Raw genomic sequence first — 14,885 nt, 5'->3', positions numbered from 1 at the left:
CGCCATGAGCGAAAGACATAATCCCGAAAAAATCGCCGGACGCCGCTTTGCAACAAAGCTGCTGCATTTCGGCGCTGAAATCGACGAGCAGACCGGCGCATCCAGCGCTCCGATTTTCCAGGCGTCAACCTTCCATCAGGCGGACATTCAAAATCCTCCGCATCATGATTACAGCCGTTCGGGCAACCCGACCCGCGAGGCGCTTGAAAACTATATCGCTTTGCTGGAAGGCGGAACCCGCGGCTTCGCTTTCGCCTCCGGCATGGCGGCGATCTCGACGGCGTTTATGCTGCTGTCCGCAGGCGATCATGTGATCGTAACGGAAGACGTATACGGCGGTACATACCGTTTGCTTACGGCCGTGCTGACCCGTTTCAATATTGAAACCACGTTTGTGGACATGACGGATTTCGACCAAGTAAAAGACGCGATAAAACCAAACACCAAAGCGGTATTTATGGAGACGCCGTCCAACCCGACGCTCAAGATCACGGACATCGCCCGAGTGACGGGCTGGGCGAAAGAAAACGGCCTCCTGACGATGCTCGACAATACGTTCATGACGCCTTACCATCAGCGTCCGTTCGAGCTTGGCGTTGATATTGTGCTTCACAGCGCTACGAAGTTTCTGAGCGGCCACAGCGACGTGCTCGCTGGACTTGCTGTAACTAACGATGAAGCTCTTGGACGCCGGCTTTATCAGCTTCAGAACGGACTCGGTGCGGTTCTGAGCGCTCACGAGAGCTGGCTGCTGATGCGCGGCATGAAGACACTGCAAGCCCGCATGGAGCATAGCGAACGCAGCGCCCGCAGACTGGCCGAATGGCTGAATGATCATCCGGAGGTTGCCAGAGTCTACTACCCTGGTCTTGAGGATCATCCGGGCCGGGAGATTCACGAGAAGCAGTCGAAGGGTTACGGCGCCGTCGTTTCCTTCGACGTAGGCAGCGGAGAACGCGCGGCTTCGCTTCTGAGCCGCGTTCAGCTGCCGCTGGTTGCGGTCAGCCTTGGCGCGGTGGAAAGCATTTTATCCTACCCGGCCAAGATGTCGCATGCGGCAATGCCTAGGGAGGTTCGCTACGAGCGGGGAATTACGGACGGTCTTGTCCGTTACTCGGTAGGGCTTGAAGATATAGAGGATCTGATTGCGGATCTGGACGCTGCCCTGCGCGGATAATTTTTGTTCAAAATAAGCGAAAAATGCGGCTGTCGTTTGCGACAAGCCGTATTTTTTCGTATTTCCGTAACATACGAAAGATGACGGACAAGAACGAGATATGATAGGATTAGTTGATAGCTATTAAGAACGGAAAGATAAGGAGGTCTTGCGATGTCTACGTTGGACCAGATTTTGGATAAAGCGCTGCAGGGCGAACGGATTACGTTTGACGAATGCGTAACGCTGCTTGAATCCGATGAAATTGAAAAAATGGGCGAGGTTGCGAACCAGCTGATGCTGAGACGCCATCCTGAACCGATTACGACCTTTGTCGTGGGCCGGAACGTCAACTATACAAATATTTGCGATGTCTATTGCCGGTTCTGCGCATTCTACCGCGCGCCGGGATCGAATGAGGGCTATGTCCTCTCGAACGAAACGATACTTAACAAAATTCAGGAAACCATCGATGTAGGCGGTACGGAGATTCTGATGCAGGGCGGTACAAACCCGAATCTGCCGTTCTCCTATTACACGGACCTGCTCCGCGAGATCAAGCGGCATTTCCCCGACATCACGATGCATTCCTTCTCGCCTGCCGAGATTCAGAAGATGAAGGAAGTTTCGGATGGGCTGTCGCTTGACGAAGTGATCCGCCAGCTGCATGAAGCAGGCCTTGATTCGCTTCCGGGCGGCGGCGCCGAGATTCTCGATGACCGTACCCGCCGCAAAATCAGCCGTCTGAAGGGCTCCTGGACGGATTGGATGGACGTGATGAAATCCGCTCACCGTCATGGCATGAACACCACGGCAACGATGGTATACGGCTTTGGCGAGACGGCGGAGGAGCGTGCGCTTCACCTGCTCCGCATTCGCGACGCGCAGGATGAATGCATCGCTAACGGTTACGATTCGAAGGGCTTCCTTGCGTTTATCTGCTGGCCGTTCCAGCCTGACAACACCAACATGAGGAAAGTGGAGAAATCGAAGCCGGAGGAATATCTGAAGATGGTTGCGGTAAGCCGCATCATGCTCGACAATATCGACAATTTCCAATCCTCGTGGGTGACGATGGGGCCGGAAATCGGCAAGCAGTCGCTTTCGTACGGCTGCAACGACTTCGGCAGCACGATGATCGAAGAAAACGTCGTATCCGCCGCGGGCACCACGCATAAAGTCAACATTGAACTTATTCTTCAACTGATCCGCGAGTCCGGTAAAATCCCGGCGCAACGCGACACGAAATACAACACGCTTAAGATGTACGACGACAACGAGCACGCTTCGAAAGACTTTGTTATGCAGAACTAATTAAGGAATAAGCATCCGGTCCCGGTTCTTGGGGCTTGGATGCTTATTTTTATTTCCGGCGAGAAATGAGGTTGGTGTCACCTATTCTTTTCCATGAACAAGACAAGGGGAGAAGGATGCGGTGACGGAGCAGGAGGGCAGCGGCAATGCCGACGTTTTCCATACCGTTTCCATTGATACATGCGTGAAGGAGCAGGGGATCGGCAGCCTGGACCTGATTCTGCTATGGAGGGTCTTGAGCATATCGTTCTTCAAGGCGCCGAGGGAGATCACATCATTGCCCTGCGCGATTGCAACACCAATGTAGATATGACCGGTAAACCGATTGAAATTATCGCTGCGGGTTTACCTTGAGGGCCCTCCTCATGGCTTGAATATGATCGCTGTCAAACATCTTTCTATTCTGGATGATCCCCGGATCAAGCTTTGCCACGACGTCAGCCCCAAGCCTCTGACCCATAAAAAAGGTTATCCCCTCAACCAATGGAGTAGCGCCATCGCCTGCGCTGCGTTGGATTACCTCTCTAAATTTGCCCGCAAAATCGAGAACTACGCTGGACTGGATCCAACGCAAACTCGAAACACTATGTCCAGTCACTTGTATCGAATTAACGGAGCAAAGATTAACGCCTTTGTTCCCGGATTTCAACCGCAGCGCGGCTTGAATCGAAGAAATCCGGGAACAACAGCGATCGAAAGGACGTTACTTTCGCGCAGCGACATCGCCGCCATCAGCAACATCCCAACCTAGCCAGCTCAAAAAACAAACCAGCACTCACCGCCGCCACTGCCCATCATCTCCCACCACTCCATTCGTATATACCCAACCCCCCAGCCATATACTTATAAGGGGAATGAAAGGGGTGAGCTCATGGAGCTGTTTACCGTAACGCTGCCTTCGAACATGGAGCAATCCGCTGCCCAATTAGCGGCGTTAATGGCGGAATACACGACCACTGATCTACATATCGCAAACATCGAAGAAGAAGCTATACAGTACACGCTGCTTTCCGATAAGGAAATAAGCTGCCAAGCGATCCTGCCGTATTTTCAACTGGCTGACCATAGCCAATCGGTGTATCAAGCGGCATCCAAAGCGCTTGCCGAATTCATCGTAACCGATATGGAACCGCTCATACTGGCAGCCATCATTCGGAGAAAATACAGGAACAACCATGCCATCGATGCGCCTGTCATCGAAAAATATTGCCACGAGCTGCTGCACGGAACGGAATGGGACGGTCTCGGGACGAGATTTTTGGATGCGGACCGGCAGAGACGCAAAACGAAGGTAGCCGATGAGATTGACCGCTACCTGCAAGAAAACTCTGTTTTGCATTTGGACGGATTAACCTCGTTTCGGTTGCTTGCTTACCGTACGGAGCTGGCGGAAATTGTAGATTACGCTTTGGATGAATACGTGCTGGATAAACAGTACCAGGAGTTTATTTCGCTGCTGAAATATTTTGTGGGCTTGCAGGAATCCAAAGTGCCCATTGTCCATCTGGTGCATAAAGGAAGCCATGAATTTGTCCTCTACAATGAAAAATTTCAGCCTTTTGAACCGAAGCCCCACTCGGACAAGTTAGTGGCCGAGATGCTGGAGACCGAGATGAATATTGAAGATATGGTCATCAGCTCGTTAATTGCCGTCTCTCCCAAGCATATTATGATCCATACGAGGCAGGAGGATATGCAGGTGATCCGGACGATCGAGACGATTTTCGACAACCGCGTATCGGTCTGCACCCAATGTCCGGCTTGCAGCCCATGCTTTGAAGGAAATGGAACCATTCAGCCGGATAGCCGCATCTATTGACCAATGGGGGACAAAGCGGTTATAATTTGCTCATAACTATGCAAAAAGCCATGACAAAGCCATGTATTTGCTACGCAATGTCGGTCCAGAGAGAGGAAACTCGGCTGCAATTTCCTTCAAGACATCAGCAAATATACCCCTTTGTAGCTGTGCCGTTGAACGTGGATCATAACGAATAACCACTACTAAGCTGCACCGGATGTCTCCGTTATCAGATCAATACAAGGACTGCCTCATTTCTCTGATTCAGAGGAAAGAGAGCAATCGAAGTAGGGTGGAACCACGGGTAATCAAGCACTCGTCCCTTTGCGGGATGCGTGCTTTTTTTGCGTTCATCCCGCCTGCTATGCCAACTTTCTCAGGAGGGAAATCCATGTCTATCCAAGTTACTTTTCCAGACGGCGCGGTACGAGAGTACGCGGCTGGAACAACAATCGAAGAAGTAGCCGGCTCGATCAGCCCGGGTCTTCGCAAGAATGCAATCGCAGGTAAAATCAACGGCAAGGTCGTTGACGTATATTCGCCAATCGAGTCCGATGCGGCGATCGAGATCGTTACCGTTGAATCGGCCGACGGCCTTGAAGTGTACCGTCACAGTACGGCTCATCTGATGGCACAAGCCATCAAACGCCTGTATGGCAACGCAAACGTGAAGCTTGGCATCGGTCCGGTAATCGAGGATGGCTTCTATTACGATATCGATATGGACCAGTCTCTGACTCCGGAAGATCTGACCAAGATCGAAAAGGAAATGCAGCGCATCGTTAACGAGAATCTTGACATTCGCCGCCGCGTTGTCAGCCGAGAAGAGGCGCTTGCGATTTTCACCGAGCTTGACGATAACCTGAAGCTTGAGCTGATCCGCGATCTGCCTGTGGATTCGGTTATTACGATGTATCACCAAGGCGAATTCTTTGACCTTTGCCGCGGACCGCATCTGCCCTCCACAGGCCGTATCAAAGCATTTAAGCTTCTTAGCGTAGCCGGCGCTTACTGGCGCGGCGACTCGAAGAACAAGATGCTGCAGCGCATTTACGGAACGGCTTTCGCGAAGAAAGCCGAGCTGGACGAGCATCTGCACTTCCTGGAGGAAGCGAAGAAGCGCGACCACCGGAAGCTTGGCAAAGAGCTGAAAATGTTCACGTTCTCCCGCGAGGTGGGTCAAGGCTTGCCGCTGTGGCTGCCGAACGGCGCAAAGGTTCGCCGTACGCTGGAGCGCTATATCGTTGACCTCGAGGAGCGTCTTGGCTACGAGCATGTTTATACGCCGGTTCTCGCTAACGTCGAGCTTTACAAAATCTCCGGACACTGGGAGCATTACAGCGAGGATATGTTCCCGCTCATGGCGCTTGATAACGAAGAGCTTGTTCTTCGTCCGATGAACTGCCCGCATCACATGATGGTCTACAAGAGCGATATGAGAAGCTACCGCGATTTGCCGGTTCGCATTGCCGAAATGGGTACCATGCACCGCTATGAGATGTCCGGCGCTTTGACGGGTCTGCACCGCGTACGCGCGATGACGCTGAATGACGCGCATATTTTCTGCCGTCCGGATCAGATTAAGGAAGAATTCGCGCGCGTGGTTAACCTGATCCGCAAAGTTTATGAGGACTTCGGCATCAAGGAATACCGTTTCCGCTTGTCGTACCGTGATCCGCAGGATACGGAGAAGTACTTCCAGAACGACGAGATGTGGGAAATGTCGCAGCGTATGCTGCGCGAAGTAGTCGAAGAGCTTGGCCTGCCATTCTTCGAAGCGGAAGGCGAAGCGGCGTTCTACGGTCCCAAGCTTGACGTTCAGATCAAGACGGCGCTTGGCAAGGAAGAGACTTTGTCGACGGCTCAGCTCGATTTCCTGCTGCCTGACCGCTTCGAGCTTGAATATACCGGCGAGGACGGCAAGAAGCATCGTCCGGTCGTTATCCACCGCGGTATCATCAGTACAATGGAACGGATGACTGCCTTCCTGCTCGAGAATTTTGCGGGCGCATTGCCGCTCTGGCTGTCGCCGGTTCAAGCGAAGGTTATTCCGGTATCCACGGCTTACGAAGCTTACGCGCGCGAAGTGGAAGAGAAGCTGCAGCTGGCCGGTATCCGCGTAGAGAGCGATCTGCGCAACGAGAAGCTGGGTTACAAGATCCGCGAAGCGCAGCTGGAGAAGCTGCCGTATATGCTTGTCGTAGGCGACAACGAAGCGCAATCGGGCTCCGTATCGGTACGCAAGCGCGGCGAAGGGGACATCGGCGCCAAGCCTGTAGCCGAGCTGATTGAGATGCTGCAAAACGAAATCGCAACAAAAACAATCTAAGTTTCATGCATAAAGCTTGGACCGTTTGGGAAATATTCTTCTGAGGAGGAAGCTGCCCAAATGGTCACAAGCTTTTTTACTTGTACAAAAACAATTTCAGGCCTGGCGATAGCCGCCATGCTGACAGGCGGAGTTGCCGCTCCGAGCCTTGCTGCAGCACCTGCGGCCAAGCAGGAAATTCATGAAGCAACAAAGAAAAACAAGGACGGCAATGCAGCGGTTGAAGCCATTGCAGAGCAGGCTCTGTCAACCGTTCAAGTCGTAGCTACCGGTTATACGGCTGGTTACGAATCGACCGGAAAACGTCCGGGGCATCCGCAATACGGAATCACTTATTCCGGAGTAAAAGTCAGAAGGGGGCAAGTGTCGACCGTTGCGGCGGATACAAAGCTGTTCCCGATCGGTACGCTGCTCTATATTCCGGGCTATGGCTACGGCGTAGTGGCGGATACCGGCTCGGCCATCAAAGGCCACAGGCTCGACTTATACTTTGAGACGATAAAAGATGTATATAAGCAGTGGGGGAAAAGAACGGTCGATGTCCAGGTGCTTCGCAAAGGCAACGGCAAGCTTTCCCAGTCCTGGCTGAACCAAATTAACCGCGCGGTAGAGGCGGGAAAACCGATTCCGCAGACCTATCTGGAGTCATGATCCCCCGCTTTCGCACCTGCATAATAAGCCTTCCCGCAGCCATACTAAGGTTGAACGGGGAGGTGAATGACTACCATGGCTAAGAACAAAAACAACAAAGCTCAAAACAATAAGTTCAATGCTGAATTCGCTGAAGAGTTCAATAACCAAAATGCTACAGCTGGTAAAACAGCTAACCAAGCCACTCAAAAAGCGCAAAAATAATGACTTAAAACAATCAACAAGAGGGACCGTCCCTGGTTCCTCTTTTTTTCTTGAATGCGCTCCGCAAGGACGGCGATCAAGCAGCTTGACTTGAAAATATTGTTTTTGTCAAATTTTCTAATGTTACATAAATTGAGTTTTCAAGAACGAATCTTTGTTGTATGATTAGGTATGTAATAAATAATCACGCAATGAAGACAGGTGAGTTGACATGACCGATCCAATTATCCATACGAATCATTCTTCGACCCATCATCGCAAAGCGGCTGAGGTGCTGCCCTTTATTGATGCGTACGTAGCGAAGAAGGAGCAGGAAATCGCAGAAATCGAGCAAATGGTTGAACGTTACGAGAAGCGGCGTCTGAAGGAAGAACGTGCTTACCAATCCATGTCCACGTTGCGCCGGTTATTGTCAGGCCGGAAGCCGGATCATCATTTGGCCGTTGAGTACATTCATTTCGTTAAAAAACCGATGGAGCAGGTTCGCGCGCTTCGGCTAGAGATCGAGCATGCAAGATCTATTCAGGTCTCGTCGCCTACAGATATCGTAACGGTCTCCGGAGATTTGGTTAATGAACTATATCGATAATACTTATCCTATAAATAAACGGCGTTCCCCTTCGGAGGAACGCCGTTATTTTTCTAATAACCTTATTTTCTTGTGATGTGGTCAACGTCGATAAAGTCGTTCTCCTGGCTGTAGGCAGGGACGCCATGGATTCCGACATCAAGGCCCACCAGCTCTTCGTCTTTGGAGACGCGAACCGGCATCGCTTTGCGGATAAGCCATAATACGGCCCACGTAAGGCCAAACCCCCAAATCGCGATAACGACAAGTCCAAGGGCTTGGGCGCCAAGCAGGTTCCAGCCGCCGCCGTATAGCAGACCGTAATAGCCTTTTCCGACGCCTTCGGTAAGCTCCGGAATCGCGCATAATCCGACGGCCAGGGTACCGATGCTGCCGCTAATGCCATGCACGGCGAAGGCTCCGACCGGATCGTCGATTTGTTTGCGCTCCATGTATTCCGTCACCAGAACCATCGCAATCCCGCAGATAGAGCCGATCCAGATGGCCGCGCCGTCGGAGACAAAGGCGCAACCCGCCGTAATCCCGACCAGGCCGGCGAGAGAGCCGTTAATAACCATCGGCGGATCCGCTTTGCGGTAACGGAACATCGTAAAGAGAATGCAGATGGCGCCGCCCGATGCCGCGGACAGCATGGTCGTTACGGCGATGTGGCCGATTGCCGCGTTCGTTGCGCTAAGCGTACTGCCGGCATTAAAGCCAAACCAACCGAACCAGAGAATAAAAGCGCCAACCGAAGCGAGCGGCAGGTTGGAGGGGGATACGATGTTTACTTTGCCGTCAGGCGAAAATTTGCCGATCCGCGGACCGATAAACAAGGTTGCGGCAAGCGCCGCGAATCCGCCAAGAGCGTGGATTGCCGCCGATCCGGCAAAATCGATCATGCCAAGCTTGCCTAACCAGCCGTTCACCGCCCATACCCAATGCCCGGACAACGGGTAGATCAGACCGGTCATGGCAATGGTGAGCAGAATATAAGCACGGAAGTGGATCCGTTCCGCAACAGCTCCGGATACGATGGAAATAACGGCAATTACAAAGGCGCATTGGAACAGCCAGTAGGTTTCGTGGGAAATATTCAGACTAATATGAGACAAGTCTCCGTTAAGCATGAAACCGGATGAGCCGAACAAGCCGCCGATGTCTTTGCCATACATGATGGCAAAACCGAAGAAGTAAAAGACAAGTGCACCAAATACAATGTCAACAAATACCTTCATAATAATGCTAACCGCATTCTTCTGCCGGACAAAGCCGGCCTCAAGCAGGGCAAATCCGCCTTCCATCAGCAAAATCATTGCTGCTGTCAAGACAACCCATATGGTATCCAGCCCTCTCGACAGTTCTGCTACATCCATTGATTCAACTCCCGTTGTTCATAGTCGTTATTGATGTAAGGTTTCTCTGTCTCTATGAATCCGCTCACCATTATAAATAGCCGAAGTAAGAAATGTCAACGTATTAGCGTGATGTTTTATAACGCAGCCTAACTTTTTTTTACAGAATTTCATAGATTGGAAGCGAAGGGCTGGCAACTGATCTTACAAACCGTTTTGGACTCCGTCTCGAGACCGATGCCAAGTTCAATCGGCCGTCCCTTTATATCGCTTCTTTCATTAGCTATACTAAGTAGCAATAAGACATTCTGAAGTACAGGCAGGGAGTTGACTAAATTGAACGGTAGCTTTCTAAACCGGCTGTTATCGGGTCTTGTCATCATTTCCGTTGGCGTATTCTTCTTATTGAAGCAACTGGGCATGATTGATTACGACATTAGTATTGGCGAGACTGTCTCCAATTATTGGCCGGTCGTGCTGCTCTGGATCGGATTGCACGGACTGCTTGCGGGCCGTCAGGGTCACGGCTCGGGCTGGTGGGCAGGGATGATGATTATACTCGGCTTTTTGTTCCTCGGTCATAACCTGGAGTGGTTCGCCTGGTCGTTCAGCGATATCATTTCCTATGCATGGCCGGTCATCATCATCCTGGTAGGCATTAACTTCTTGCGTCGTCCGAGGCACCGTCACCCAGAACCGCCGCAATACGATGACGAGTGGAAGTCGTACAATGCTTATACCGATTACAAAGGCGAAGTGCCGTCGGCGCCTCCGCTTCATCCGGACCCTACGAAGCCGGACGGCTTGGACGGAGGGAATAAATCCGGCAGCGAAGGAGACGCGTCTGCCTTTGCCGAAAGGAACGAACGCGGCGAGCCGGCCGGGAACTACCGCGAAGAACCGCTCCATCGCATGAGACATCATGATATGAAACAGCAGTGGCGCCGGCAGCTTCACGAGCAAAAGCGTCATATACGGGAGCATAAGCATCAGGTAAGAGAGCATATACGCGAGCATCGCCAGCGGGCGAAGCACGGCTCATTTGAATATTGGAATCACGATCCGCATGCGCAATCCAGATCGGGGTTTATCGGAGATATTCATATCGGCCAGGATTATTGGGAGCTGAAGCCGCTTAATATCTCGCATTTTATAGGCGATACCATTGTGGATTTAACGAAAGCGCAAATCCCGTTCGGGGAGACGAAGATTTGCATCTCTTCCTTTATAGGCGACGTCAAAGTCTATGTGCCGAACGATTACGAGGTAGGCGTACAGGTCGTCTCGAGCGCTTTTGTGGGCGACGTGAAGATTTTGGGCCAGAAGGAAGGCGGAATGTTCAAGAGCATCCATATCCATTCCCCTTACTATGAGGAGACGGATAAAAAAATCAAACTCGTCGTTAGCACGTTCGTCGGCGATGTTCGTGTGACGAAGGTGGGATAGACGGTTATGATCGTTCGATTGTTCCGCGGCGGCAAATGGCAGCTGCTCACGATGTTTGTGGCTTCTTCCGTAACCGCGCTGCTGCTTGGAATCGCCGTGTGGGTAGGATTGGCAGACGGAGACAATGTTCAGACGGAAGTGCGCTATGGCGCAGCGTCCGTCTTTCTGCTTGTCAGCGCGGGCTTCGGGTACTGGACGGGCCAGCATATTCAGAGGCGGATCGATACGCTTCAGCTTGCGCTTAAGCAAGCGGTAAACGGGAATTTCCAGGTCCGGATTACGGAATCCGGCGACTCCTCTTTTTCGGAGCTGTACCGCGAATTTAACGATCTTGCCGAGCTGATGGAGGAGAGAATGAAGCGTCTCCAGATGACCGGGGAAGAGCAGGTGATGTCGCAAGCGGCGTCTAATGAAGCTGCCGTTCAGGAGGAACGCAAACGGCTGGCCCGGGATTTGCACGACACGGTCAGCCAGCAGCTTTTTGCCATGCACATGTGCGCTTCTTCGCTGCCGAAGCTCCAGGAAATCGACCGGGAACGGGCAGCTTCCGTCTTGGATCAGCTTATTCAGATGTCAACGCTCGCTCAGAAGCAGATGCGGATCTTTATCGCGCAGCTGCGGCCGATGGAGCTGGAAGGGCGCACGCTTTTGGAGGCGCTTGATAAATGGTTTCCGGATTACTGCCGGCAGAACGGTCTGCAGGGGGTATTCGACTGGCGGTTGACTGAGCCGCTTACGGAAGCCAAGGAGCATCAGCTGTTCCTGATCGTTCAAGAGGCGATGGCGAATGTCGTTAAGCATTCCGGTGCGCAGAGCTGCTCGCTAAGTCTGACGGAGAATGAGCGGCAGGTTGTGCTTAGTCTGCAGGACGATGGAGCGGGCTTCCGGGCGGATCAAGTAAGACGAGGTTCATACGGGTTGTCGACGATGCAGGAACGGGCCCAGCAGCTGGGCGGTCTGGCGGAGATTATAAGCAAGCCGGGCAGCGGCACGCGAGTAAAGGTTACGATACCGAAAATGTGGCGGAGGAATGAAAACGATGACCGGGACTAATACGTTAAAAGTTATGATTGTGGATGACCATGACATGGTGAGAACAGGCTTGCGCACGTATTTAATGCTGGAGCCCAAATTTGAGGTCGTAGCGGAAGCGGGCAGCGGTCAGGCCGCGATTTCGATGCTGGAGGCGGGTTTGCCTTCCGGCATTCCGGATGTTATCCTGATGGACTTGATGATGCCGGGCATGGACGGCATTGAGACGACCAGGCAGCTGATTGCCAATCATCCGAATCTGAAGATTATCATGCTTACAAGCTTCCTGGAGGACGACAAGGTGTACGGGGCCATTGAAGCGGGAGCAGTCAGCTATGTTCTTAAGACCGTATCGGCGGAGGAACTGATCTATGCGCTGCATGGGGCGGTCAAGGGCATGCCGGTGATGACGGCGGATGTATCGCAAGCGCTGACGAGAGGCCTGCGCCAGCGTACGGCCCAGTCGGGCGACGAGGAATTGACGGAGCGGGAGAAGGAAGTGCTTCTGCTAATTGCGGAAGGACGCTCCAACAAAGAGATTGGCGAAGAGCTTCATATCAGCGTCAAAACCGTCAAAACCCATGTCAGCAATCTGCTTATGAAGTGCGAACTGGAGGACAGAACGCAGCTGGCGGTGCTCGCTCATCGCAAAGGCTGGGTAAAAAACACATAAAGGGCTTATTGGCGGGGCATATTATCCTTTAGCGGTTATATAAGCAAGAGATGCCAAAGGAGAGCTGAACTGTCATGATTCCACTATCCTCATCGCTGGAAGCCCGTCAGCAAGCATTTACCGACTCCAGAGACTGGCTGGAGCAGCAGCAATTCTCGCTTGGGGGCAACTGGGACTATACAAACGGTTCCTTCGACCGGGCGTTGGATGAAGAGAATAAGGTGTGGCTTCGACTGCCGTTTCAAGTAACGAACGGCAGCGTGGTGGACGTAAACGCGGATACGAATGCCGTCATTACGTTTGCGCAGCCCTATGTGCTCAGGCATGAATACCAGGAGGGCAATGATCCGGAGGCAAGCGCCCGCGTAGTAGGAGCATTATTCGACCAGTTCCAGGCGCCATCCGATCCGGATGCCCATGTCGACCAGAAGTGGGTAGGCAAGGCGAAGGAAGTTCTAAAAGAGGTCGAAAGATTGTTCCCCCAATAGAATATCGCACGCCAAACTCTCTATTGAGAAATGGGGAGTTTGGTAGAGTCAAACGAAAAGTGCATAGAAATAACGTCGGCAGACGTTTTTTTTATGTTCGTTTTAATTCATTTTAAGTTTGTTTTAAGGTAGAATGTGCATGATAGGAATACAGGAATTAAGCGCCGATGAATGAAAGATTCGGCTGCTTTAACGGAATAGATCAAGGAGGAGAACGGAAATGGACGATCAGAACAAAAAATACGACGATTTCTTTCAGAATCGTGCTAATGGTGATGATGACAACAATTCGCGGGAAGAAGACAACACGGCATCAACGGCTGAAGGATCGGAAGCTCCGGGTAAAACGTCCTACTATTATTCATACGGGCCTTTCAAATCATCCGCGCAAGACGATAACGGAGCGAGCGTTCCTTCCCGGTCTAATCCTCAGGATTATTACGAGGCGTCATCCGGCGACAACGAGCCTGAGCTGGAACAGCCTAAGGTAGAGGTAACGCCTCCGGTGCCGATGAGACCCTTTACTTATAACCAGCAATCCGGCAAAAGCAATTGGCAGAACCGTGAGCCTCGCAAGAAGAGCCCGATTAAAGGAATGTTCGTTTCTTTCCTCGCCGGCGTTGTGGTGGTAGGCGGCTTGATGGGCGGCCTGATGTACGCTTCGGATACGAATAACTGGTTTACGAGCAACTCGGTATTTTCCTCGAAGCAGGACAGCACGGCTAACGCGGGCTCGGGCTCAACGGCATCCGGTACGACAAGCGGCAACGGCGGCGCGTCCGTAGCGGCGGCAAGACCGGATAACATTGCTTCGCTGTTTGAGAAAGCGAGCCCTGCGGTAGTGAAAATCGAGACATATGTGAAGCCGCAAACACGCAGCAGCGGCGGCGGCAGCATTTTGGACGATCCGTTCTTCCGTCAGTTCTTTGGCGAGGATGCGCCGGATGCGAATCAGCCGCAGGACAATAACAAGAATGACGACAACAACCTGCAGGCGGCGGGAATCGGTACAGGCTTCTTCTTTGAATCCGACGGTTACATTCTGACGAACCAGCACGTTGTTGCGGATTCCGATAAAATCGAAGTGACGGTACAAGGCTACGACAAGCCGTTCACGGCTGAACTTCTGGGCTCCAGCTTTGATCTGGACCTTGCCGTACTGAAGGTTACGGGCGAAAAAGCATTCCCTACACTGCCGCTTGGCAGCTCGGATAAGATCAACATCGGCGACTGGGTTGTTGCGATCGGCAACCCTTACGGATTCGACCATACCGTAACCGTAGGCGTGCTGAGCGCGAAGGAGCGCCCAATCGATATTCAGGATACGGACGGTACGCGCGAATACAAACACTTGCTTCAAACCGATGCTTCCATTAACCCTGGCAACTCCGGCGGTCCTCTTCTGAATGTGAATGGCGAGGTTGTCGGTATCAACACCGCGGTCAGCTCGCAGGCGCAAGGCATTGGCTTTGCGATTCCGACAAGCACTATCCAGGAAGTTCTGGATACGCTCAAAAACAACAAGGAAGTACCGAAAGAGCCGGTTCCGTTCATCGGCGCAGAGCTTGGCGACGTAACGGATGCCATTGCGAAGCAGCTTGGCATGGATAAAGCGCAAGGCTCGATTGTCAGCAACGTTTATTACAACTCTCCGGCCTACATTGCCGATCTGAAGCAATTCGACGTTATCGTAGGTATTGACGGCAAATCGTTTGACGGCACGCAGGCGCTTATTGACGAAATCAAAAAACGCAAGGTTGGCGATAAAGCCGTACTGAACATTATCCGCAGAGGCGAGAAGATGGATCTGCAAGTCGAGATTGGCGACAAAAACAAATTTAATGCCGAGTAAGCAGGTAAAGCAAGCG

At 52.1% G+C, this 14,885-nt stretch carries 15 protein-coding genes; 14 read left to right on the top strand and 1 reads right to left on the bottom strand.

What is annotated here, in order from left to right:
* Positions 1 to 4: 4 nt before the first annotated feature.
* The 9 genes from EV294_RS14265 (at position 5) to EV294_RS14230 (ending at position 8,044) form a co-directional block, all read left to right on the top strand.
* Entirely contained in the window at positions 5 to 1,177 is a 1,173-nt protein-coding gene (locus EV294_RS14265) for an aminotransferase class I/II-fold pyridoxal phosphate-dependent enzyme (protein ID WP_132307810.1), read from the top strand.
* Between the two features lie 153 nt (positions 1,178 to 1,330).
* Positions 1,331 to 2,470 carry a cyclic dehypoxanthinyl futalosine synthase gene (gene mqnC / locus EV294_RS14260; RefSeq protein ID WP_132307809.1) on the top strand — a complete coding sequence of 380 codons (1,140 nt, stop codon included), beginning with the start codon at positions 1,331 to 1,333 and terminating at the stop codon, positions 2,468 to 2,470.
* A 121-nt stretch (positions 2,471 to 2,591) separates the two neighbouring features.
* A complete protein-coding gene (locus EV294_RS14255) occupies positions 2,592 to 2,777 on the top strand; it encodes a hypothetical protein (protein WP_132307808.1) in 186 nt (61 codons plus the stop codon).
* A 63-nt stretch (positions 2,778 to 2,840) separates the two neighbouring features.
* Positions 2,841 to 3,221: a hypothetical protein gene (locus EV294_RS14250; protein WP_132307806.1), complete on the top strand. Its 381-nt coding sequence runs from the start codon at positions 2,841 to 2,843 to the stop codon at positions 3,219 to 3,221.
* Between the two features lie 120 nt (positions 3,222 to 3,341).
* Positions 3,342 to 4,289 (top strand): putative sporulation protein YtxC, encoded by a 948-nt coding sequence (locus tag EV294_RS14245; protein ID WP_132307804.1) that lies wholly within the window; start codon positions 3,342 to 3,344, stop codon positions 4,287 to 4,289.
* 373 nt (positions 4,290 to 4,662) lie between these two features.
* Positions 4,663 to 6,600, top strand: a complete 1,938-nt coding sequence (gene thrS, locus EV294_RS14240) for a threonine--tRNA ligase (protein WP_132307802.1) — start codon at positions 4,663 to 4,665, stop codon at positions 6,598 to 6,600.
* A 60-nt stretch (positions 6,601 to 6,660) separates the two neighbouring features.
* Complete coding sequence (locus tag EV294_RS14235) at positions 6,661 to 7,251, top strand: 3D domain-containing protein (protein WP_132307800.1); 591 nt, start codon at positions 6,661 to 6,663, stop codon at positions 7,249 to 7,251.
* Positions 7,252 to 7,326: 75 nt separating this feature from the next.
* Positions 7,327 to 7,455 (top strand): hypothetical protein, encoded by a 129-nt coding sequence (locus tag EV294_RS30900; RefSeq protein ID WP_279513579.1) that lies wholly within the window; start codon positions 7,327 to 7,329, stop codon positions 7,453 to 7,455.
* 211 nt (positions 7,456 to 7,666) lie between these two features.
* On the top strand, positions 7,667 to 8,044 hold the full coding sequence (locus EV294_RS14230) for a hypothetical protein (RefSeq protein ID WP_132307798.1): 378 nt from the start codon (positions 7,667 to 7,669) through the stop codon (positions 8,042 to 8,044).
* A gap of 62 nt (positions 8,045 to 8,106) precedes the next feature.
* Here EV294_RS14230 and EV294_RS14225 read toward each other — a convergent pair whose 3' ends face one another.
* A complete protein-coding gene (locus EV294_RS14225) occupies positions 8,107 to 9,399 on the bottom strand; it encodes an ammonium transporter (RefSeq protein WP_132307796.1) in 1,293 nt (430 codons plus the stop codon).
* Between the two features lie 315 nt (positions 9,400 to 9,714).
* On the opposite strand from EV294_RS14225, the gene liaF reads away from it, so the two are divergent.
* From liaF to EV294_RS14200, 5 genes are all read left to right on the top strand, one after another.
* Complete coding sequence (gene liaF / locus EV294_RS14220) at positions 9,715 to 10,824, top strand: cell wall-active antibiotics response protein LiaF (RefSeq protein ID WP_243711664.1); 1,110 nt, start codon at positions 9,715 to 9,717, stop codon at positions 10,822 to 10,824.
* 6 nt (positions 10,825 to 10,830) lie between these two features.
* Positions 10,831 to 11,877, top strand: coding sequence for a sensor histidine kinase (locus EV294_RS14215; RefSeq protein ID WP_132307794.1), 1,047 nt, complete (start codon positions 10,831 to 10,833; stop codon positions 11,875 to 11,877).
* Entirely contained in the window at positions 11,864 to 12,529 is a 666-nt protein-coding gene (locus EV294_RS14210) for a response regulator (RefSeq protein WP_132307792.1), read from the top strand. The genes EV294_RS14215 and EV294_RS14210 overlap by 14 nt, the downstream gene beginning before the upstream one ends.
* A gap of 74 nt (positions 12,530 to 12,603) precedes the next feature.
* Entirely contained in the window at positions 12,604 to 13,017 is a 414-nt protein-coding gene (locus EV294_RS14205; RefSeq protein WP_132307790.1) for a YugN-like family protein, read from the top strand.
* Between the two features lie 220 nt (positions 13,018 to 13,237).
* Positions 13,238 to 14,869 (top strand): S1C family serine protease, encoded by a 1,632-nt coding sequence (locus EV294_RS14200; RefSeq protein WP_132307788.1) that lies wholly within the window; start codon positions 13,238 to 13,240, stop codon positions 14,867 to 14,869.
* Positions 14,870 to 14,885 lie beyond the last annotated feature (16 nt).

The organism is Paenibacillus sp. BK033, from assembly GCF_004345425.1.
GTDB lineage: Bacteria > Bacillota > Bacilli > Paenibacillales > Paenibacillaceae > Pristimantibacillus.
The sequence above is the reverse complement of the archived record's forward strand: the minus strand, read 5'-3'. Positions and strand labels throughout refer to the sequence as shown.